The following is a 20502-nucleotide window of genomic DNA, read 5'->3' as shown; positions in this document are numbered from 1 at the left end:
CCTTGAGCGGGATTTGATGAAGGGTAACACGGCGATAATGGTGCGTGTTGTGGTAGAGGCGACGGAGCCGAACGAGCGGGTTCTTCGATTTGAAGAACACTTCATCAGGTCGTGGGCAAGGCGAGACTTAGATGGTCTGCCGGACGCCGAGACGAGGCACAAGTGTCTGGAAGATGAGGAGAGCGGTCACGTACGCGAGGCCTGCCATCGTGAAGATGAGCAAAGGATGCAGGGAGAAGAAATGAGAGACCAACCATGTGAAACACGCGCCTCCGAGGGCTCCTGCCGCACCGCCGATGCCGACAACGGTGCTGACGCTGGTGGATGGAAACATGTCGGTTGGCGTGGAGAAGAGGTTGGCTGACCAGCCCTGGTGAGCAGCCGTGGCTAGGCAGAAGAGGCTAATGGCCGGCCACGCATTGTTGGGGAAGAGGGTATGCATGTGCGGAACGAGCATGATGGGAAGCACGCAGAGGGAGCAGATAAGAAGAGCGAACTTGCGCCCGGAGTTGACGCTGTGGCCGTGTTTCATGCGGAAGCCGGAGAGCCAGCCGCCGGCGATGGAGCCGACGCTCGCGGCGGTGTAGATGACGATGAGCGGATACTTTACGTGGCTCAGATTTAGGCCGTAGTTATCGTTCAGAAACTTCGGGAGATAGAAGAGATAGAACCACCAGATGGGGTCGGTGATGCCTTTGGCGATGCAGAAGGCCCAGAACCCGCGGTGGCGGAGAAGAATGGGATAGATAGAGCCGCCCTGGGTGACTGGAGCGAGGTTGGCTTGGGTTTGGGTCGCGCTGCGGCGGAGTTTGTTGTACGGAAAGATGACCCATATGATCGCCCAAACGAGGCCCATGGAACCAGTGCAGATGAAGGCCGCGTGCCATCCCCAGCGGGCGGCAACGGCTGCTATGAGGACCGGCGCGATGAATGCGGAGGCGTTTGAGCCTGAGTTAAAGAGCCCGGTGGCTAGGGCGCGCTCTTCGGAAGGGAACCATTCGGTGGTGGCTTTGATGGCGGCGGGGAAGTTGCCTGACTCGCCGAGGCCGAGGAAGATGCGGGCGATGCAGAAGCCGGCGACGCTGGTGACGACGGAGTGGCTGATCGAGGCGCAACCCCAGATCAGGATGGCGAGGGCGTAGCCGGTTTTGGTGCCGAGCTTGTCGATGATACGGCCTGCGAAGAGGAAGCCGACGCCGTAGGCGATCTGGAAGCAGATGAGGACGCGACCGAAGTTGATGTTGTAAGCGGTTTGGTGAGCGGCGTCGAGGCCCGGAATCCAGCCCATGAAGTCGAGGTGGAGGAGCGGCTCGATGAGGGAGAAGACCGAGCGGTCCATGTAGTTGATGGTGGTGGCGAGGAACAGGAGTCCGCAGACGACCCAGCGGATGTTTGATTTTTCCGGGGCTGAGGCTGAGAAGCCCGAGTCAGGCAGGCTGGCAGTGTTGATCGACATTAGTTGCAACTCCAGCGTAAATATTGGTCTGACGCGTGCTCCGGATTGCTCCTGCTGCGGCAAATTCGGTCAAGGGGTGTTGATGAAGAGGATAGTCTGTGCCGGGCAGTAGGTGTCAAGCGACATTCTGGCGATTTTTTCGATCATTCTCGGTTACAAAATCTCTAGTCGAACGCTGGGCTATGGCCGCGTGTCAACTCAGAAAATTTGCGCTTGATGCGGCCAGTGTTAGATGAACCTGAGGCACGGTATCATCGCTGACGTGGATGAGGTTTTCAACACGGAAGGGACTAGGGTCGCGAATATGGTGTCGCGGCTGCGGTCGGGCGATGTGCGCACCCTGGCTCGGGCGTTGTCGTTCATGGAGGATGGCGGCGAGGCGGCAGCAGCGTTGCTGGAGGGTTGCCGGGAGTTCGCCGGGCACTCACTGCGAGTTGGAGTGACGGGGCCACCGGGGGCAGGGAAGAGCACGCTGGTGGACCAGATGGTGAGATGGCTGAGGCAGCAGGGCCAGAGTGTTGGGGTGGTGGCGGTTGATCCCTCGAGCCCGTTTACGGGAGGGGCGCTGCTGGGGGACAGGATTCGGATGCAGGGCTTTGCCGGGGATGATGGAGTATTTATCCGCAGTATGGCTTCGCGGGGTGCGATGGGCGGGGTGACTCGTTCTACTGCGGACGTCTGCGCGGTGATGGAGACGGCGGGGCGGGAGACGATTCTGATTGAGACGGTGGGGGTGGGCCAGGATGAAGTAGATGTGATCGGGCTTGCGGATGTGACTGTGCTGGTGTTGGTTCCGGGGATGGGGGATGAGGTGCAGAGTCTGAAGGCCGGGGTGATGGAGGTGGCGGATGTGTTCGTCGTCAATAAGAGCGACCGTGGGGGGGCGGAGTTGGTAGAGCAGGAGATTGTTGCGATGCAGGGTTTGGCTGCGGACCGAGATGGTTGGCTGCCCCCGGTTGTGCGGACTGTCGCGACGACAGGGGAAGGTGTGCAGGAGTTGATGGAGACGGTAAGGCGATGCGCAGTAGAGAAGGGAGCGCGAATGATGAGGATCGACCGCGCTGCCGGGCTGAGCGCTATACGGCACGATGGATTGCGGCTCGATCATCTGGGCGTCGCGGTGAAGAGTATTGCAGGGGCGCGAGGATTTTATGAAGCGTTGGGGCTCGTGGTGAGTCACGAGGAGACTGTGGAGCATGAACAGGTAAAGACGGCGATGCTGCCGCTTGGCGAAAGCCGGATTGAGCTGCTGGAGGCGACCGAGGAAGATTCTACGATTGGAAGATTTCTAGCCAAGCGCGGGGAGGGTCTGCATCACATTGCTGTTCATGTGGATGCGATCGATGCGATGTTTGCGCGGCTGACCAAACAGGGAGTGAGGTTGGCGAGCGATGCTGTGCGCGTGGGAGCAGGTGGGCACCGGTACTTTTTTGTGCATCCGTCGAGTACGGGAGGCGTGCTGCTCGAGATTGTGGGAGATGCTGGGCCGAGTCAGGGTGGGGAGTGATGCGGCTTTTGATGATTCAGACTGCTGGTGCGGAGGGAAGCGTCGCGCTGGGAGATGCGGACGCGGCGGAGACGATTGTCGCGACTGAGATGTTGCCGGGAAGAACTTCGTCGGAGCGGCTGGTGCCGGCGGTGCGCCGTTTGATGGCGGCAAGTGGGTGGAAGCTGAGTGAACTGGCGGCCGTGGTGGTGGTGCATGGACCTGGATCTTTTACCGGGGTAAGGGTAGGAGTGAGTGCGGCCAAGGGGTTAAGCGAGGCAGGCAGTGTGCCGCTGATTGCGGTGTCGCGTCTGGCGTTGCTTGCCGGTTCTGTCGGTGATGTCGGTCAGACGGTGCATGCTGTGCTCGACGCTGGGCGCGGTGAGTTTTATTACGGTGAGTACGTCGGGCGAAGCTGCGTACGGGAGGTTTTGTTGAGCGCTCAGGATGTGATTGTTGCGGCTTCGGATGCGTTGGTAGTGGTGTGTGAGACGAGGGTGGCGGAGAGTTTGGCGGAGTTGCGTCCTAGGCTGGTAGAGGAGCCGTCGGCGGGGGATGCTTTGCCGTTTGCGGTGGCGCGTGTTGCGTCGGGGGAGTTTGACGATGCGGCTACGTTGGATGCGAATTATCTGCGGCGGACCGATGCTGAGATTTTTGCGAAGCCTGCTGTGCCGAGACCGGCTCGATGAGTGTTGTTGATTATCGCGTCCGCGAGGGTGTCGCTGCGGATCTTGTGGCGGTGATACGGCTCGAACAAGAAACTGCGGAGGCTCCACATTGGACTGCGGCGGAGTATGGGGCAATCGTGGATACGACGGGATTTGCTGATGGTGCAGTGAGGCGACGCTTGTTCGTTGCGGAGGGAGAGACCGGGTTGCTGGGGTTTGCAGTGGGGAAGGTTCTGTTGTCGGAGGCTGTGAGTCTGGGCGAGCTTGAAAGCGTTGCGGTGGATGTGTCGGCGAGGCGAAGCGGGGTTGGCAGGATGCTTTGCGAGGCAGTCATTCGCTGGTGTGAGGAGCGGGGCGCGACGGAGGTGGAACTGGAGGTTAGGGCCGGGAGTGCGGGGGCGATTTCGCTTTACAGCGGGCTGGGATTCGTTGCCGTCGGTGAACGTGCTGAATACTATCGAGATCCGGTCGAGGACGCGTTGCTGATGCAGTTGAAGTTAGCGGAAGTTGCGTAATCCACATTGCCCGTGTTGATTGCGCTGTGATAGTTTGTCGGCCATCAGTGCGTTGTTGTCTGTGCTGGAGGTATTCTCACGTGCAAACTGGCAAGTTCACCGAGCTGCCCCACCCTGCGTCGTTTCCTTCCATTCAACAATTGATGCAAGAACATAGCCTGTATGACCGCAGGCTGGATACACTGCGATCCAAGTTGTTTCTGACGGATTCGGAACAACTGGAAGAGGTGCGTTTGAAGAAGTTGAAGCTCAGACTGAAGGATGAGATCGAACGGCTTCGCCGGCTGGGAGTCGCATCCTAAGGTCTAAGAGACAGAGCTTCGAGGGCACGGCGGCGATCGGCTGGAGCGAAATCGCGCTCAAGTCCGAGGCGTACGTGGCCTTATAATCGAGTCACTTATGGTGCGAGACGGTTTCTTCTATGCCTTAGGGCTTGGGTTTGTTGCGGCGGTGCTCTGGTATTTGAATATGCCGATTGCGCTGGTGGCGTTGCCGGTGGTGCTGGCGGCTTTCTTTTTGTGGTTTTTTCGTGATCCGAACAGGACGATTCCTCAGGCGCCGGGGCAGATTGTGTCTCCCGGGGATGGCGTGGTTACGGAAGCTGAGTGGATCGAGACGATTAGCGGAAGCCGGTTACGGCTTAGCATCTTTCTGAATGTCTTTGACGTACATGTGAACCGCTCGCCTGTGGGCGGTGTGGTGAAGGTGTGCGAGTTTCGCAAAGGCGAATTTATGAATGCGATGAAGCCGGAGTCGGTGCTCAACAACGAACAGACTTTGATCACGATCGATGCCGGCGGATACGAGGTCAGCTTTAAGCAGATTGCTGGGCTGCTGGCGCGCCGCATCGTTTGTAATCTGAAGGTGGGTGATCGTGTGGAGCGCGGACAGAGAATTGGGCTCATCAAGTTTGGGTCGCGGGTAGATGTCCTTATTCCTGCTGCGGCTAACCTGAAGGTGAAGACTGGGGCTCGCGTGAAGGGTGGATCGACCGTACTGGCGGTGCTTCCGGAGCAGGCGCTGAATGAAGCATCGGCAGTGGTGGCTTGATGGAGGATGCACAGATAGGCACTGACGGGAAGATGAGGCGTCAGCCCAGCCGCGGGATGTATGTGCTGCCGTCACTGTTTACGGCGGGCAACATGGCTGCGGGATACTACGCGATTACGCAGAGTATTCAAGGGTCGGTGGCGGACCAGAGTTACTTTGACCGAGCTGCACTCGCACTTGGAATTGCGGTGCTGTTTGATGGGCTGGACGGCATCATCGCAAGGATGACGAATACGACGAGTGACTTTGGCAGGGAACTCGATTCACTTGCGGATGTGATCACGTTTGGCGTGGCGCCGAGTTTGCTGGCTTACATTTGGGGCTTCCGCATGTTGCCATCGATGGCGCATCCGGAGGCGCGACAACAGATTGTGCATATTGGTGTGTTCGTCTGCTTTATTTTTTTGATCTGCGGTGCCAGCCGGTTGGCGAGATTCAACATCAGCATCAATCCGCAGCCGCGCAATCCAGGGCGTCCGGGCAAGAAGTATTTTGTAGGGATGCCGATTCCGGCAGGTGCGGGCGTGATCAGTTCGGTGGTTCACTTTCAGCGTGGATCGCCAATCGACAACCCGTGGGTTTCAGTGGTGTGGCTTTGCCTGTTGTTGTTTACCAGCTTTTTAATGGTCAGCAACTGGCGCTTCTGGAGCGCGAAGGAGATTACGGTTGGAGCGCGACATCCCTACAGGCTGTTTGCGGTCATAGCGGTGATTGGTGCGTCGATTGCGCTGTATCACCAATACATGCTGATTATTATCGCGATGGCGTATCTGGTATCTGGCGTGGTGGCTCGGCTAGCGTATTCGTGGGGCAGAGCGCGACGGCACTCGAGTGGTGTCCTTCAATGAGGCACCCTGAGCGGATAAGATAAATACCTGGCGTTTCAGACGCCACCAAGACGCATCTCAGGAAAACATGACGGACACAACGTATCGAATTGGAATTGTTGGCGCGTCCTCGCTTGCCGGTAAAGAGCTGAGCGAAGAATTGGGTGAGTCGTTGCTGGGAGCTTCGGACTTTGTGCTCCTCGACGAAGAGGAGGCGGCGGGACAAGTGACTGCGGCTGGAGATGAGGTCGCGTTTATACAGAGGCTGGACGCGTCTTCTTTCGATCGGATGGACTTTGTCTTCTTTGCCGGTGGCGCGGAGGTGACGAAGAAGTATTGGCAGGCCGCGCGGCGTGCCGGCGCAAGTATTGTCGACCTGACGTATGCCTTAGAGGACGAGAAGGATGTACTGGTGCGAGCGCCGTGGGTGACGGAGGTTTTAGGGGACAAGAACCGACAAGGTAGGCCGGAACCGGATCTGAAGACTCCAGCCATTGTGACGGCACATCCAGCTGCGGTGATACTTGCCTTGGTTGCGGGAAGGCTGCAGGCGAAGTTGCCTTTGACGAGTGTTGCTGCAACCGTCATGGAGCCAGCGTCGGAGTATGGCCGTGCCGCGATGGATGAACTTCATCAGCAGACAGTCACGTTGCTTTCGTTTCAGGCCTTACCGCGGGAACAGTATGATGCGCAAGTGGCGTTCAACCTATTGCCTTCACTGGGCGATGCGGCAAAGGTGAAGTTGCGTGCCACCGAAGAGCGTATTCGCAAACACTATGCGGGGCTGGCTGATTCCCTGGTCCCGGCACTTGCGCTGCAGATTGTGCAAGCTCCGGTGTTTCATGGATATGTTATTTCAATGCTGGTCGAACTCTCGGCAAACGGTACGCAAGAAGAGGTGGAAGAAGCGCTTGGCGGGGAACATATCGACGTAGTGAATGAGGCGTCTGACCCACCGAGCAACCTGAGTGCGGCGGGACAGGAGGACATCATGGTACGAGTAAGTAAAGACCACGATGGGGGAGAGCAGGGAACGCGCTTCTGGCTCTGGCTAGCCACAGATAATCTGAAGCTGGCAGCGTTAAACGCGATTGCATGTGGCACGGAGCTGCGACGGCTGCGTCCATTTGGCAAGGTTCAGTAGGGTTCGTTATGCGCTCCTTTTAGGAAGGGCAAGCGAAAAGATTGGAAGGGTGAATGACAGAGACAGGGATGCGCATCGGGATCGACCTTGGTGGGACGAAGATTGAAGCATTGGCTATCGATGATCGCGGTGCTGAGTTGGCTCGGCATCGCGTCGATACACCGCGAGACGATTATGAGGCCACGATCAAAGCGATGGTTGCGCTTGTTCATCGCATGGAGGCGGAGACCGGCAAGACAGGCACGGTGGGAGCCGGGATTCCGGGTACTATCTCGAGGGTTACAGGGCGCGTTAAAAACGCCAACTCAACATGGCTGAACGGCCAACCGTTTCACAAGGACCTGACCGCAGCGCTTGGTCGTGAGGTGCGAGTCGCTAACGATGCAAATTGCCTTGCGGTGTCAGAGGCGACGGATGGCGCTGCCGCTGGAGTACGTTTTGTGTATGGCGTGATTCTGGGGACTGGATGCGGAGGCGGGGTGGCTTTGGAGGGATGCGTCCACGATGGACCGAACGGAGTTGCAGGAGAGTGGGGACACAATCCGCTGCCTTGGCCGAAACCTGAGGAGTCTCCTGGACCCGCATGCTACTGCGGAAAGCGAGGATGTATGGAGATGTGGGTCTCGGGCACCGGAATTGCGCGGGACTATAAAAATGTGACGGGCACGGCGAAGACCACGCGGGAGATCGTTGCAGATTTCGCAGCGGGCGATCGGGTGGCCTCAGAGACTATCGAGCGGTTCGAAGATCGTCTGGCGCGGGGGCTGTCTAATGTGATCAACATCCTCGACCCAGATGTGATTGTGATCGGCGGGGGAGTATCCAGGGTGGAGCATATTTATGGAGCACTTCCTAAGTTGTTGCCGCAATATGTGTTTGGAGGGGAGGCCTCGACACCGATCGTTCAGGCAAAGTACGGAGATTCTAGCGGTGTCCGTGGGGCTGCGTGGCTTTGGCCTAACCGACGCGGTTGAGAGTATGTCGACAGGCGAATGCTATGCGATACTAGAATCATAAGGCCAGCAAGTGAGCAGGCCGATCTCCAGCACGCGCTAGTGATTTCGCGTTGATTGCTGGTGATGGGATAAAGCCTCTTAGAGGTTACAAATAGAGCCGGGATGGCGGAACTGGCAGACGCAGCGGACTCAAAATCCGCCGAGGGCAACCTCGTGGGGGTTCGACCCCCCCTCCCGGCACCAAGATACGCTTCTACAAATCGATTCCCAAGAGACCAATCGGACAGCTCTTGACCTTGCAGAGGTGATCCTGGTTGATCGCGATGCCGCACCTTTTCTAGCGCTGTGCGGGCAAAATGGCATTGAACTCCCGAACCGTCCACCCTTTCTGCGTAAATGGATTATCGAGGAAAGACGCGGATGATCAAGACCATGGCGCAGGCTTCTGAATCTCACTCGCAAGATCTCGCTGAGCGTGCCAATGCCGGTTGCCACATGAGTTAAATGAAAAGGCGACGTGACCGCGCTCCGAGCAGCGGTCGCGATGACCGACAGAGCACACCCCTGCTGCAGCACAACAGGATGCCCAGCGGCACATTCAGCTCTTCGTGCAGGTCGCCTCAACAGGCTCCCTGTTTGGAGGCATTTGTGCTATGCTGCGCAAACCTAAGGTCGCTCAGGAGGTGCTATGTTCCGCTTCCCACTAACTAAGAAACCACAAACTTCTCGGGAACCGTTCAGCGTAGAGACGCTGGCGAAGAATTCGCGGCTGCGCGGCGCCGATGTGACCCAGGGCATTTGTCCTTACTGCGCCGTCGGCTGCGGGCAACTCATCTACAGCAAGGGCGGCGAACTCATCGATATTGAGGGCGATCCTGATAGCCCCATCAGCACGGGCCACCTATGTCCCAAAGGGGCCAACGCCTACCAGCTCTCCGTCAATTCACATCGCGTTCGCAATGTCCTCTACCGCGCTCCCTACTCCGATCGATGGGAGACGAAGACGATGGAGTGGGCGCTGGATCAGATTGCCCAACGCGTCAAGACGACGCGCAACGCCGATTTCGCGACTCGCGACGAACAAGGCCGGTTGCTCAACTCGGTGCGCAGCATCGGCTCGCTAGGCGGGGCAACAATTGACAACGAGGAGAACTACCTCATCAAGAAGTTGCTCGGCGGCGGGTTGGGAGTGGTGTCGATCGAAAATCAGGCGCGAATATGACACAGCGCCTCGGTGCCCGGTCTGGGCGCCTCGTTCGGCCGCGGCGCGGCCACAAATTATCAGCAGGACATGGCCAATAGCGATTGCATCCTGTTTATGGGATCGAACATGGCGGAGGCTCAACCTGTCGGTTTCCGGTGGCCGATGGAGGCCAAGCTGAAAGGCGCGACGCTGATTCATGTCGATCCGCGCTTCACCCGCATGTCGGCGGTGTGCGATCTTTACGTGGGCATCCGCTCCGGGAGCGACATTGCTTTCCTCGGCGGCCTGGTGAACTACGTCTTAACAAACGACCGTTGGTTTCACGAATACGTCCTGGCCTACACTAACGCTTCGACCATCATTGATGAAGGTTTCCGGGATACCGAAGATCTGGCAGGGATGTTTAGCGGCTTCGACCAGCAGCACGATTCCTATGATTCCAAGCAAGGCCATTGGGGCTACGAGCAATCCAGCGCCGGCCACGCGGAGCAGGACAGTTCGAAGCATTCGCCTGAGGCGAACTCGGCGAAAGACCCATATGGCCATCACGGCCACTCCAAGGATGGCAGCGGCGACCCATACACTTCGCCCTACGCGGACGTATTAAACGCACCGCGCGACCCGACCTTGCAGCATCCGCGCTGCGTTATGCAGATTCTGCGCAGGCACTTCGCACGATACACCCCTGAAGTCGTTTCGCAAGTGTGCGGCTGCAAGCCGGAAGAGTTTATACGCGTCGCGGAGTTACTCTGCACCAACTCCGGACGCGAGCGGACCACTTGCATTGCCTATGCGCTGGGTTGGACGCAACATACCACCGGCGTGCAGATCATACGCACCGCCGGCATCCTCCAACTGTTGCTCGGCAACATGGGCCGGCCCGGCGGCGGCATTATGGCCTTGCGCGGCCACTCTACCATCCAGGGCGCAACCGACATCTCGACTTTGTACGACTCACTGCCCGGCTACTTGCCGCAACCCGCTGCACATGACCCCGCACACGAAGATTTGAGGTGGTATATCGAGTATGGAAGGATGCCCACCGGTTACTGGGCGAACTTTAGCAAATTCATTGTCAGCCTGCTCAAGGCCTGGTACGGCGACGCAGCAACGCCGGACAATGACTTCGGGTTTTCCTGGGTGCCGCGCGTGGACGGTGACTACTCGCAACTGGCCTACTTTGATCGGATGTCAAAGGGTGGGGTGAAGGGCTATTTCCTGGCTGGTCAGAACCCCGCCGGCGGCGGACCCAACGCCGGTCTGCACCGTGCTGGCCTGCGCAACCTCGAGTGGCTGGTGGTTCTCGACTGGTTCGAGACCGAGAGCGCCACCTTCTGGAAGAACGACCGGAACGCACCGCCGCCGTCAGAGATCGGGACCGAGGTCTTCTTCATCCCCGCTGCAGCCGCTCAGGAAAAAGAGGGCAGCCTAACCCAGACGCAGCGGCTCATTCAATGGCACAAGAAAGCCATCGATCCATCCGGCGATTGCCGTTCTGACGCCTGGTTTTTTTACAACCTAGGTAAGCGCCTCAAGCAGCTCTACGCCGACTCCACCGATCCCAGGGATCAAGGGCTACTGAACCTCACCTGGGACTACGACTTCGACGAGCAGCCGCGTCTCCCCGATGGAACACTTAGCCGCATTGAAGGGGAGCCGGACCTCGAGAAGGTCCTGATGGAGATAAACGGTCACCGGCTGGATGAATTCGACCCGCGCACCGGGGGGCCTCGTCTTGTCAGTGGCTACTCGGAGTTGAAGGATGACGGCACGACGGCATGCGGTTGTTGGGTCTACAGCGGCGTGTTTCCCGAGCCAGGTCGCAACCGTGCGGACGAACGCAAGATCACGGATAACCCCATCCAACCGGAATGGGGCTTCGCCTGGCCAAACAACGTTCGCGTCCTGTACAACCGGGCCTCGGCCGACCCAGAAGGACGGCCCTGGTCGGAGCGTAAGAAATTGGTCTGGTGGGACTCGGAGAAGCGGAGCTGGGTCGGACTCGACAGACCGGACTTCGAATTGAACAAGCCGCCCGATTATCAACCGCCCCCTGGCGCAACGGGCATGGACGCCATCGCCGGCACCCATCCGTTCATTACCAAGGCCGACGGACTGGGCTGGCTGTACTCCCCCGGCATTAAGGACGGGCCTCTTCCGACGCACTACGAGCCGGTCGAGTCGCCGTTTGGCAACCTGCTCTATCCCAAACACGATATCAACCCAACGGTACGCTTTTTCCCAGGGCCGCTGAACCACATCGCCCACATGCCGACAGCCGAGTATCCCGTGGTGGCCACGACGTTCCGTCTCACCGAGCATTACCTCAGTGGGCCGATGAGCCGCTTCAACAGCTGGCTTAACGAATTGCAACCGGAGATGTTCGCCGAGCTGAGCTATGAGCTGGCTGCCGAGCGCGGTATTGTTCACGGCGGCTGGATGACGATTCAAACCGCGCGCGGTCGAATCGAGGCTCGTGCGATGGTGACGCGGAGGCTGCGGCCTTTTGTCGTCGAGGGACGCGTGGTCCACCAGATCGGCCTCCCATTCCATTGGGCTTTCGCCGGGGAGACTGTCGGCGGCAACGCCAACGATCTGACCGCACTCTTAGCCGACCCGAACGTGAGCATGCACGAAAGCAAGGCGTTCACCTGCCAGGTCCAAGCCGGGCGGCTCGAAGGCCAGGATCTGCAACCGACGGTATCCACAGCTCACTGGCCGACCCTCGATCCGATCCCGGATACGCCGGCCAGCGCCCAACCAGAAGGAAGGATCGGACATGGCAAGTAGAGAACATGAACTGTCTTCTTTGCCCCAGACCAGCGATCCGCCGCGCGGCCGGCTGTCCCAGCTGCTGGGGCGCTTGATCTCTCCGTATCTGCATGGTGAACCGCGCGGCCCGGTGCCGGAGGTGCTGGGACGTCTCATCTATCCGTTTGTCCGTGGCGAAGCGCCCAAGCCCCAACAGGCTACTGGTTTTTACACCGACACCACCGTATGCATTGGTTGCAAGGCTTGCGAGGTGGCGTGCAAGCAGTGGAACCAACTACCTTCGGATGGTTTTAACTGGTCCGGCAATAGCTATGACAATACGAACGAGTTGTCGGCGACCACCTGGCGCCATGTGAAATTCATTGAGCAATTCTCCGAGCAAACGTCAAACGTTCTTGCTCCCATGGGCACGATGTCCGACGAGTCGCCTCTCAACCGCTGGCTCATGATGAGCGATCATTGCAAGCACTGCCTGGCGGCCCCTTGCCATCAGGCTTGTCCAACCGGCGCCATTATTCAAAATGAGTTCGAGAACGTTTATATTCAGGCTGACATCTGCAACGGTTGCTCGTCGTGCATAGCAGCCTGCCCGTTCGGCGTCATCACTCGTAGCGAAATGGGCGGTCATTCGCACAAATGCACGCTCTGCTATGACCGACAGCGCGATGGTCTGGAGCCAGCCTGCGCCAAGGCATGTCCAACTCAGTCTATCCACTTCGGCCCAGTCGACGAGCTTCGTGAGCACGCCCGCAACCGTGTGGAACAACTTCATCAGCGCGGCGTCCCGCAGGCGTACCTTTATGGCGATGTACCCAGTGAGACCTATTCCGAGATGCATTCGTTCTATCTGCTTGTCGATCGCCCTTCCGTTTACGGCCTACCCGATGCTCCATTCAATCCGTGGCTGCACATGATGGGAGATTATGTTCGTTCCGTCGCTGGCGGCTTGGCCGCTATCGCCGTACTGCTCGTGGTTGTGTTCTTTTTGAAGCCCTAAATGCACGCAAACTCCAGCTCGCAGCACGCTTCCACCAAGCCTCCCTTGCCGGAACAAGGGGGGCAGATCGGCTACGAAAATACGACAGTGACCAAGGTGCCGGGGTGGCACGGCATCATCGCCTGGGACGCTTTGCTTAACGGTATGGCGATGGGACTGTTCCTGGCTGCCGCGGTCAGCGAATTGGCGGCGCCTGCGGTCTTCCTCGGCGTAGCGAAGGTGGCCTATCCGGTCGCTCTCGTGCTTTTGCTCGTTGACCTCGTATTGCTTGTGTTGGATCTGGGCGATCCGTTGCGTTTCCATCACATGCTCAGGGTTTTCAAACCCAGCTCGCCCATGTCGTTGGGGACGTGGTGTCTGACGATCTTTTCGCTTCCACTGACCGCGGCGGCGGGGCTCAGCGTGCTGGCCATACTGGGGTGGGACTTCGAGTGGGCTCGCTTACTCGCGGTAGTCCTGGGACTGTTGCCTGGCTTCGGCGCTGCAGCCTACAAGGGCGTCCTGCTTAGTACGAACGCGCAACCGGGTTGGAAAGACGCGCGCTGGCTGGGAGGGTATCTCACCAATTCGGCCCTCTTGATGGGCTGCGCCGAGCTGCTTGTCCTGTCGGCCCTGATGCGGCAAACGCAGGCAATCACCATCCTCCGCACCGCCTTTATCGTGCTGCTCGTACTCAATGTGATTCCCTTAGGATTGTTGTTTGCGAATCTTAGGACGATCCACGCGCAACTCTATACCCGCGGGCAACAATGGCGTGCTGGCGCGCTCATCGCTGCCGGGATGCTGATCCCTTTGTGCCTGATGCTCCTTAACGGCGGTCTGCTGTCCATATCGGTTGCCGTGATCTTTCTTTTGGCGCAGAGTTGGCTTGTCCGTTCTGTGTACGTCAAGATACCTCACACTTCGCCACTGGGCGTCCGAAGCGGCGAATAGTTGAGATACGTAAGAACCCATCGGAGCTTGAGAGCCTTCCATTTACCGCAAAATAGATTTGGCGGAAGCGCGTGTGAGTCGAACACACCGTTGCCCGAAACGGACGACCGCCGGTTTTGAAGACCGGGGGGATCACCGGATCCCAGGCGCTTCCGTGCTGCGCCGATCAGGCCGGCCTGGCATCTATTATGAGGCATGGGTTTTGCTTCCGATATCACCGGAGAAGTTCCCGCCGTTCGGCTTACCCAGCAGGTGAAAGCAGGCGGCTGCGCCAGCAAGCTGGCTCCGGGTACGCTCAGTCATGTGCTGTCCCGTCTCCCCAGGCAGCACGATCCGAACCTGCTTGTAGGCTTCGAGAGCGCCGACGACGCCGGAATCTACCGCATCAGCCCCGAGCAAGCACTGGTGCAGACCGTCGACTTCTTTACTCCCATGGTCGACGACCCTTTTACCTACGGCCGCATCGCTGCGACCAATGCCCTCAGCGACATCTACGCCATGGGCGGCCGCGCCCTCACCGCCCTTACTCTGGTCTGCTTTCCCCAGGAAGGCGACATGGAGGTGCTCGAGCAGATCCTTTGCGGCGGCCTCTCCGTCATGGAGCAAGCAGGCTGCACCGTACTCGGCGGCCACAGCGTCCGGGATGCGGAGATTAAATTCGGGTATGCCGTTACAGGGCTCATCCACCCCGACCGCATCCTCAGAAACACCACCGCCAGACCCCGCGACGCGCTCATCTTCACCAAAGCCATCGGCACTGGCGTCATCACCACGGCCCTCAAGCATGGCAAAGCGCAACCGGCGTGGGTCGAAGCCGCCATCGCGTCGATGACCACCCTCAACAAAGTCGCCGGCGAAATCATTAGCCGCCCCGAGTTCCAGGTGCACGCTGCTACTGACGTCACTGGCTTCGGCCTCATGGGCCACGCTCGCGAGCTGGCCTTCGGCAGCAACGTGTGTCTCCGCATTGACCCCGCGTCCATTGCCCTGCTTGACGGCGCGATGGAAGCCGTCCGCCTCGGCTGTATCCCGGGCGGCCTCCTCGCCAACCGCGACTTCGCCGATTGCGTCGTCGAAGAAACCGTCGCAATCGAACCCAACCTGCGAACCCTCCTCTTCGATCCCCAGACCGCCGGTGGCCTGCTGCTCTCTGTCCCAACGGAGCAAGCGCAGCCGCTGATCGCCGAGCTGCAGGCCGCGGGCTATCCGCACACGGGCCAGATTGGCGCAGTGCTGGAAGGCCCGCCCAAAATCCTCTTAGCACTCTGAATCAACGCCCGAAGCGCAATGGAGGAATCCAGTATCCTCAAATCTGAAACAAACTCGCTCGCAGTTCGCGAAGCATGGGTTGCCACTACACTAGCCTTATCCTGAGCATAGACGGTCAACCCATGCAGACCCACCCTTCCGATCTCTATCGCAAGCTCCCCCAGGTAGGCGAGCTCCTCCATCGTTCGGATTTTCTCCGACTCCAACAAACCTACTCCCGCGAGCTCGTCGCTGAGGCCCTCCGTTCGACACTGCAAGAACTCCGCGGCGAAATAAACGCAGGCCGCCACACCGAAGATTCCCTCAACCTGCAGCTGCATGGCCTCAGCACCGCGGTCGCCCACAGCCTCCGCCATGCGACCCGCCCCTCGCTGCGTCCGGTACTAAACGCCACCGGAGTTATCCTGCAAACCAACCTGGGTCGCGCTCCGCTCTCAGAAGCGGCAATTCAGCATATTGTCGAGGTTGCCCGTGGCTACTCAAACCTCGAATTCGATTTGGAGACCGGTGAGCGCAGCCGCCGCGATCTTCACGTCGAGCGGCTCATTCTCAACGTGATCGCCCTCAAAAGCGGCCAAAGCCCATCAGACCTGGCCCACAGATCTACAGTTGTGGTGAACAACTGTGCGGCCGCCAACTTCCTCGCCCTCAACACTCTGGCGGAAGGCGGCGATGTCCTCGTCTCTCGCGGAGAACTGGTCGAGATTGGCGGCGGCTTCCGCGTCCCTGACATTTTGCGCAAGTCCGGAGCCATCCTCCGTGAGGTGGGCACCACCAACCGCACCCGTCTCTCCGACTACGCCGCCGCCATCACTCCACAAACACGCCTCATCCTCCGCGTGCATCGCTCGAACTTCCGCATGGAAGGCTTCACCGAAAGCCCTGCCCTCGAGGAACTCCTCGATCTCGGCAACCGCGCCTCGCTTCCTGTCTTTGAGGACCAAGGCACTGGCTGCATCGTTGACCTCGCGGAGTCCGGCATCCAGGACGAGTCTTCCTGGATCCAAAGCGCCTCGAGCGACCTCGCCCTAGTCGCCTGCAGCGGAGACAAACTGCTCGCCGGCCCACAGTGCGGCATCCTCGTTGGCGCCAAGCCCATCCTCGATCGCATTCGCGCTAATCCGCTGCTTCGAGCCTTGCGTGTGGACAAGCTCACCTACGCGGCGCTCGAAGCTACTCTGATCGCCTATCTCACCGCAGCCGAAGAAACCCTGCCGGCCATCGCCATGCTGCGCATGCCCGCCGAGGCCATCCGCGCCCGCTGCGTCGCCATGGCCGAAAGGCTCCGCTCCACCAGCGCCGCGGTAGACGTCGTCGAGACCCGCAGCATAGTCGGCGGCGGCACGACTCCCGGAGCATCTCTCGCCAGCTTCGCCCTGGCCCTGCGGCCTTCTCAAATGTCGGAAACATTGTTTGCGGCAAATATGCGCCACCTCGATCCTCCGGTCGTCGTGCGCATTTACGAGGGCCGCGTCCTGCTCGACCTGCGGACCATCCCGCCCGCAGAAGACGCCCTTCTCGCTCAGCTGCTGAGACAAGCGCTCGAGCCAGAGCAGCCATGAAGTCCGCAGCCACGCGCTCTGTGGTCCTCGGCACCGCCGGCCACATCGATCACGGCAAAACCGCACTTGTCCATGCCCTCACCGGTACCGACACAGACCGACTGCCGGAAGAAAAATCCCGCGGCATCACCATCGACCTCGGCTTCGCGTCTCTCGATCTTCGTGATCCCGCCGGATACTCGATCCAGCTCAGCCTGATCGATGTCCCCGGTCACCACGCCTTCATCCGCAACATGCTCGCCGGCGCCGGTGGCATCGATTGCGTCATGCTGGTCATCGCCGCCGATGAGGGCATCAAGCCGCAGACCACCGAACACCTCGCCATCTGCACTCTGCTTGGCATCCGCCACGGCATTGTCGTCATCACCAAGCAGGACGCCGTCGCCCCCGAGCGGCTCGAAGCCGCGCGTCAGGAGGTCCAACGATTCACGGAGCACACCTTCCTCGAAGATGCTCCTGTCATCGCCGTCTCCGCACGCACCGGCGCGGGAATCCCCACCCTCACGCGGGCTCTCGCGCAGCTCGCGTTGAACGTGCCCAGTCGAAATGCAGACGCCATCCTGCGTCTTCCCCTGGATCGTGCCTTCTCGGTGCGCGGATTTGGCACAGTCGTCACCGGCACGCTCCAGGCCGGCAGCCTGCATGTCGGGGACGCCGTTCGTCTGCAGCCCGAGGACCGGAGCGTCCGCATCCGCGGCATCCAGGTCCACGGCTCACAGGTAAGCGAGACCAACGCACCTAGCCGCGTGGCGCTGAACCTCGTCGGCGTCGAGGTAGCAGAAGTGCATCGCGGCCATACCATCGTGCCGCCCGAGACAGTTTCGCCGGTAGACATCGTCGATGTAGAGCTAACCGTCCTGCCCGGCATGCCCGCGCTTCGACACCGCACCACCCTGCGCCTGCATGCCTTCACATCCGAAACCACAGCGCGCGTCCTTCTCTACTCCCCCGACGAAAACTCAGCCGCTCCTCTCGCTCGCCTGCGTCTCAGCAAACCCCTGCTCCTCACACCCGGCGATCGCTTCGTGCTCAGGCTACCTTCGCCCGCAATCACAGTAGGCGGTGGCCGAGTACTTGATGCGCACCCCCTGCCCCGCCTCAGAAAAGCGGCCGCAAACGCATGGCTGGAACAGCTTCGCGAAGCCGCGCCCGAACAGCAGATTCTCCTGCGCGTGCGCCGCCGCGGCCTTCACGGAATCTCTCTCAAAACCCTCAGCCGCGAAACCGGTCTCCACCCCGACGCCATCCGTCCGATCATCGCGCCACTGATCGCAAGCAAGCAACTGATCGGTGACACTGTGGAGCACGCCGCCGTTGACCACGCGCTTTGGCCAGGGGCGCTGGCCGAGGCTGTCGAGCTTCTTTACAAAGAGTTGGAGCGGACCGAAGCCCGCTCCCTCTCCCGCGCCGAATTGCGCTCCCGAACCAAATTAGAAGATTGGGTCTTCGCTCTGGCCGCCGTGCGCTTGCCCCAAGTCAAACCCGTTCAGGCAGTCGGCAGTCAATTCACTCTGCGCGGAGCTGGCGCAAAAGAGCCCACAGAAGCCCTGGCCAAAGTCGAGGTTCTCTACCGCACCGCCGGCCTCGCCTCGCCGATCGTCAGTGAAGTAGCCGCGACCCTGCAGCTTCCCTATGAAGAAGTGCCCCCGCTGATCACCATTCTCATCCGTGCCGGCAAGTTAGTCCGTATGGGCGCCGACAACCTCCTGATCCACGCCGAAGCGCTCGTCCGGCTAAGAACCGAGCTCCAAAAGCAGCGCGGCCAGACCTTCGACGTAGGCCGCTTCAAAGCCTTAACTGGCCTGACCCGTAAACATGCCATCCCGTTGCTTGAGTATCTCGACGGCGCCCGCATCACCCGCAACCAAAACGGCATCCGCACCGTGCTCTAACCCGAGATCTACCGTCGCGAGCTTGCAGCAGCTGCGATACATAGCCAAATCAAGATCGAGTTCTAATGGTGAAAGCCAGGTCAGTTGCAATGTCGGAGATCGTTGCTTGCAACGCGCGAAACCCTGAGGACTTTGGCGCAGCCTGCAAGACCACTTAGATCGCTGATTATCCCATCGCGACGAGTAAAGATAGGCTGTCGCAGTGGGAGGACTCTAGTAAGAGTTGGCTTGTATGCGGTCTGCTCTCCAGAGGCTCTCGTGCTCAACGCAACGTTTGGAGGGCCACAATCCCGATCGGACACGCATGTTCTCCGCACCAAAGACCGGCATCGCGGCGATTTCAAACAGTCTCGTAGGTGTCCATAACAAATGCCGACTGGACCCATTCGCACCGGATTACACTGTTCTTATGCAAAACAAAGGCGCCAACGCGTCGAGAATAGTATGAATGACCCTATGAAACCTGGGTTGTCAGAGATTGGACAGGAAGCGGAACTCATCGCCTGGCGGAAGCGAAAAAGGTCAGAGCTTCTCGAGTTGCGCACTTCATTTTCTAAAGAGCAACAACATCGCGCAGGCGAGGTTGTTCTCAACGAAGTGCATTCTCTATTCCAAGCCCAAGGGACCAAAATTGCAGGCTTCTATTGGCCCTTTCGGGGCGAGATCGAAGTGCTTCCTTTAATTCATCGTTTTCTAGCTGAAGGAGGAACTGTCGCACTGCCGGTGGTTGTTGGGCGATCGCAACCGCTTACTTTCCGCCTCTGGACGCCAGAATGCAGTATGGTTGCCGGTGCGTTCGGTATACCTTATCCCGCAGACTCTCGCGTTTTGGTTCCCGACACTTTAGTGGTCCCGTTGGTTGGTTATGACGGTCGCTGTTATCGGCTGGGTTACGGCGGGGGCTATTACGATAGAACGTTGGCAGCAGCTGAACCGAAGCCTCTCAGTATCGGCATAGGCTTTGCGTCACTGCGACTCGAAACGATTTGGCCTCAGCAGTACGATGTGCCAATGGACTACGTTGTTACCGAGGCCGAAACGATACAACGACATGTCTAATATCCCACCTTCGTATGATTGGTCAGTCTCGAGTATCGTTTTATAAAGCAATTGGCAAGTGAGTTATACTCCTTGACGGTTTAGCTGGTCCTGGCTAACCATGGGGTTTCTTTGCCCCTCTTGTATAGTCTCTCACTGGTAACGCGGAGCACGAGCAGAATGTGGCTGGGAAAGATCACGAAGCTGGCTGTTGTCCCTCTTCTCACTTTAGCGGTCGTTTCCGTGCATGCGCTTTCAGCCGACAATCCCTCCTTGCCAGCGTCTGCCACAGCAGATAGGGTGCTAGTTCTTAAGAGGCAGAGAAAGCTTTTGCTAATGAAGGGCAGCGAAGTTCTGAAAACCTACACCGTGTCACTAGGAGGCAATCCAGTCGGCTTTAAAATCAGGGAAGGCGATCGCAAAACGCCTGAAGGCAACTACGTGCTCGATCGGCATAACGCGCATAGCCTGTATCACAGGTCCATTCACATCTCTTATCCGAACGCGGAAGATCTAGCACGCGCGAGAAAACTGGGTGTTCCAACCGGCGGCGATCTGTTCATCCATGGGCTGCCAAACGATTTCAAAGGGCCGAGCCAGCAGCAGGGCGATTGGACCGACGGTTGCATCGCCTTGACCAATGAAGAGATCGATGAAATATGGCGAGTCGTGCCAGACGGCACGCCGATCGAGATCAAACCCTAATCGCGATCATCTACGACTACAGGGCAGT

17 protein-coding genes and 2 tRNA genes are annotated in these 20502 nt (G+C 59.2%); 17 read left to right on the top strand and 2 right to left on the bottom strand.

Annotated elements, in window-relative coordinates:
* Nucleotides 1-127 precede the first annotated feature (127 nt).
* Complete coding sequence (locus tag RBB76_RS03860) at nt 128-1456, bottom strand: MFS transporter (protein WP_429628716.1); 1329 nt, start codon at nt 1454-1456, stop codon at nt 128-130.
* Between the two features lie 232 nt (nt 1457-1688).
* Between RBB76_RS03860 and meaB the strand changes: the two genes are divergently transcribed.
* From meaB to nrfD, 12 genes are all read left to right on the top strand, one after another.
* On the top strand, nt 1689-2963 hold the full coding sequence (gene meaB, locus RBB76_RS03855) for a methylmalonyl Co-A mutase-associated GTPase MeaB (RefSeq protein WP_429628717.1): 1275 nt from the start codon (nt 1689-1691) through the stop codon (nt 2961-2963).
* Between the two features lie 11 nt (nt 2964-2974).
* On the top strand, nt 2975-3631 hold the full coding sequence (gene tsaB, locus RBB76_RS03850; RefSeq protein WP_429628718.1) for a tRNA (adenosine(37)-N6)-threonylcarbamoyltransferase complex dimerization subunit type 1 TsaB: 657 nt from the start codon (nt 2975-2977) through the stop codon (nt 3629-3631).
* Nucleotides 3628-4125, top strand: a complete 498-nt coding sequence (locus tag RBB76_RS03845) for a GNAT family N-acetyltransferase (RefSeq protein ID WP_429628719.1) — start codon at nt 3628-3630, stop codon at nt 4123-4125. Before tsaB ends, RBB76_RS03845 begins: the two co-directional genes overlap by 4 nt.
* An 80-nt stretch (nt 4126-4205) precedes the next feature.
* Entirely contained in the window at nt 4206-4427 is a 222-nt protein-coding gene (locus tag RBB76_RS03840; protein ID WP_353063453.1) for a DUF465 domain-containing protein, read from the top strand.
* 97 nt (nt 4428-4524) lie between these two features.
* Nucleotides 4525-5175, top strand: a complete 651-nt coding sequence (locus RBB76_RS03835) for a phosphatidylserine decarboxylase (protein ID WP_429628720.1) — start codon at nt 4525-4527, stop codon at nt 5173-5175.
* A complete protein-coding gene (pssA, locus tag RBB76_RS03830) occupies nt 5175-6023 on the top strand; it encodes a CDP-diacylglycerol--serine O-phosphatidyltransferase (RefSeq protein WP_429628721.1) in 849 nt (282 codons plus the stop codon). Before RBB76_RS03835 ends, pssA begins: the two co-directional genes overlap by 1 nt.
* A 67-nt stretch (nt 6024-6090) precedes the next feature.
* The gene (locus RBB76_RS03825) at nt 6091-7146 is read left to right on the top strand and encodes an Asd/ArgC dimerization domain-containing protein (protein WP_429628722.1); all 1056 of its coding nucleotides are present in this window, start codon (nt 6091-6093) and stop codon (nt 7144-7146) included.
* Between the two features lie 53 nt (nt 7147-7199).
* On the top strand, nt 7200-8120 hold the full coding sequence (gene mak / locus RBB76_RS03820) for a fructokinase (RefSeq protein ID WP_429628723.1): 921 nt from the start codon (nt 7200-7202) through the stop codon (nt 8118-8120).
* Between the two features lie 138 nt (nt 8121-8258).
* Nucleotides 8259-8345 (top strand) — tRNA-Leu (locus RBB76_RS03815).
* A 445-nt stretch (nt 8346-8790) separates the two neighbouring features.
* Nucleotides 8791-12096: a formate dehydrogenase gene (fdh, locus tag RBB76_RS03810; protein WP_429628724.1), complete on the top strand. Its 3306-nt coding sequence runs from the start codon at nt 8791-8793 to the stop codon at nt 12094-12096.
* Nucleotides 12086-13075: a 4Fe-4S dicluster domain-containing protein gene (locus RBB76_RS03805; RefSeq protein ID WP_429628725.1), complete on the top strand. Its 990-nt coding sequence runs from the start codon at nt 12086-12088 to the stop codon at nt 13073-13075. The genes fdh and RBB76_RS03805 overlap by 11 nt, the downstream gene beginning before the upstream one ends.
* Nucleotides 13076-14008: an NrfD/PsrC family molybdoenzyme membrane anchor subunit gene (gene nrfD / locus RBB76_RS03800; RefSeq protein ID WP_429628726.1), complete on the top strand. Its 933-nt coding sequence runs from the start codon at nt 13076-13078 to the stop codon at nt 14006-14008.
* Nucleotides 14009-14067: 59 nt separating this feature from the next.
* Here nrfD and RBB76_RS03795 read toward each other — a convergent pair.
* Nucleotides 14068-14162 (bottom strand) — tRNA-Sec (locus tag RBB76_RS03795).
* 41 nt (nt 14163-14203) lie between these two features.
* Between RBB76_RS03795 and selD the strand changes: the two genes are divergently transcribed.
* The 5 genes from selD (at nt 14204) to RBB76_RS03770 (ending at nt 20474) form a co-directional block, all read left to right on the top strand.
* Nucleotides 14204-15277, top strand: a complete 1074-nt coding sequence (gene selD, locus RBB76_RS03790; RefSeq protein WP_429628727.1) for a selenide, water dikinase SelD — start codon at nt 14204-14206, stop codon at nt 15275-15277.
* 122 nt (nt 15278-15399) lie between these two features.
* Nucleotides 15400-16839 carry an L-seryl-tRNA(Sec) selenium transferase gene (gene selA / locus RBB76_RS03785; RefSeq protein WP_429628728.1) on the top strand — a complete coding sequence of 480 codons (1440 nt, stop codon included), beginning with the start codon at nt 15400-15402 and terminating at the stop codon, nt 16837-16839.
* Nucleotides 16836-18731, top strand: a complete 1896-nt coding sequence (selB, locus tag RBB76_RS03780; RefSeq protein ID WP_429628729.1) for a selenocysteine-specific translation elongation factor — start codon at nt 16836-16838, stop codon at nt 18729-18731. The genes selA and selB overlap by 4 nt, the downstream gene beginning before the upstream one ends.
* A 444-nt stretch (nt 18732-19175) precedes the next feature.
* Nucleotides 19176-19790 (top strand): 5-formyltetrahydrofolate cyclo-ligase, encoded by a 615-nt coding sequence (locus tag RBB76_RS03775; RefSeq protein WP_429628730.1) that lies wholly within the window; start codon nt 19176-19178, stop codon nt 19788-19790.
* A 159-nt stretch (nt 19791-19949) separates the two neighbouring features.
* Nucleotides 19950-20474, top strand: coding sequence for a L,D-transpeptidase family protein (locus tag RBB76_RS03770; RefSeq protein WP_429628731.1), 525 nt, complete (start codon nt 19950-19952; stop codon nt 20472-20474).
* Nucleotides 20475-20502 lie beyond the last annotated feature (28 nt).

Origin of the sequence: Tunturiibacter psychrotolerans, assembly GCF_051013365.1 — a bacterium.
Lineage (GTDB): Bacteria > Acidobacteriota > Terriglobia > Terriglobales > Acidobacteriaceae > Edaphobacter > Edaphobacter psychrotolerans_A.
The sequence above is the reverse complement of the archived record's forward strand: the minus strand, read 5'-3'. Positions and strand labels throughout refer to the sequence as shown.

What these genes read in the sequence shown, in the direction of transcription:
- pssA (WP_429628721.1), top strand. Translation starts at nt 5,175, where the DNA reads ATGGAGGATGCACAGATAGGCACTGACGGGAAGATGAGGCGTCAGCCC.
- RBB76_RS03775 (WP_429628730.1), top strand. Translation starts at nt 19,176, where the DNA reads ATGAATGACCCTATGAAACCTGGGTTGTCAGAGATTGGACAGGAAGCG.
- selA (WP_429628728.1), top strand. Translation starts at nt 15,400, where the DNA reads ATGCAGACCCACCCTTCCGATCTCTATCGCAAGCTCCCCCAGGTAGGC.
- RBB76_RS03805 (WP_429628725.1), top strand. Translation starts at nt 12,086, where the DNA reads ATGGCAAGTAGAGAACATGAACTGTCTTCTTTGCCCCAGACCAGCGAT.
- selD (WP_429628727.1), top strand. Translation starts at nt 14,204, where the DNA reads ATGGGTTTTGCTTCCGATATCACCGGAGAAGTTCCCGCCGTTCGGCTT.
- RBB76_RS03835 (WP_429628720.1), top strand. Translation starts at nt 4,525, where the DNA reads ATGGTGCGAGACGGTTTCTTCTATGCCTTAGGGCTTGGGTTTGTTGCG.
- selB (WP_429628729.1), top strand. Translation starts at nt 16,836, where the DNA reads ATGAAGTCCGCAGCCACGCGCTCTGTGGTCCTCGGCACCGCCGGCCAC.
- mak (WP_429628723.1), top strand. Translation starts at nt 7,200, where the DNA reads ATGACAGAGACAGGGATGCGCATCGGGATCGACCTTGGTGGGACGAAG.
- meaB (WP_429628717.1), top strand. Translation starts at nt 1,689, where the DNA reads ATGAACCTGAGGCACGGTATCATCGCTGACGTGGATGAGGTTTTCAAC.
- nrfD (WP_429628726.1), top strand. Translation starts at nt 13,076, where the DNA reads ATGCACGCAAACTCCAGCTCGCAGCACGCTTCCACCAAGCCTCCCTTG.
- RBB76_RS03845 (WP_429628719.1), top strand. Translation starts at nt 3,628, where the DNA reads ATGAGTGTTGTTGATTATCGCGTCCGCGAGGGTGTCGCTGCGGATCTT.
- RBB76_RS03825 (WP_429628722.1), top strand. Translation starts at nt 6,091, where the DNA reads ATGACGGACACAACGTATCGAATTGGAATTGTTGGCGCGTCCTCGCTT.
- RBB76_RS03860 (WP_429628716.1), bottom strand. Translation starts at nt 1,456, where the DNA reads ATGTCGATCAACACTGCCAGCCTGCCTGACTCGGGCTTCTCAGCCTCA.
- RBB76_RS03770 (WP_429628731.1), top strand. Translation starts at nt 19,950, where the DNA reads ATGTGGCTGGGAAAGATCACGAAGCTGGCTGTTGTCCCTCTTCTCACT.
- tsaB (WP_429628718.1), top strand. Translation starts at nt 2,975, where the DNA reads ATGATTCAGACTGCTGGTGCGGAGGGAAGCGTCGCGCTGGGAGATGCG.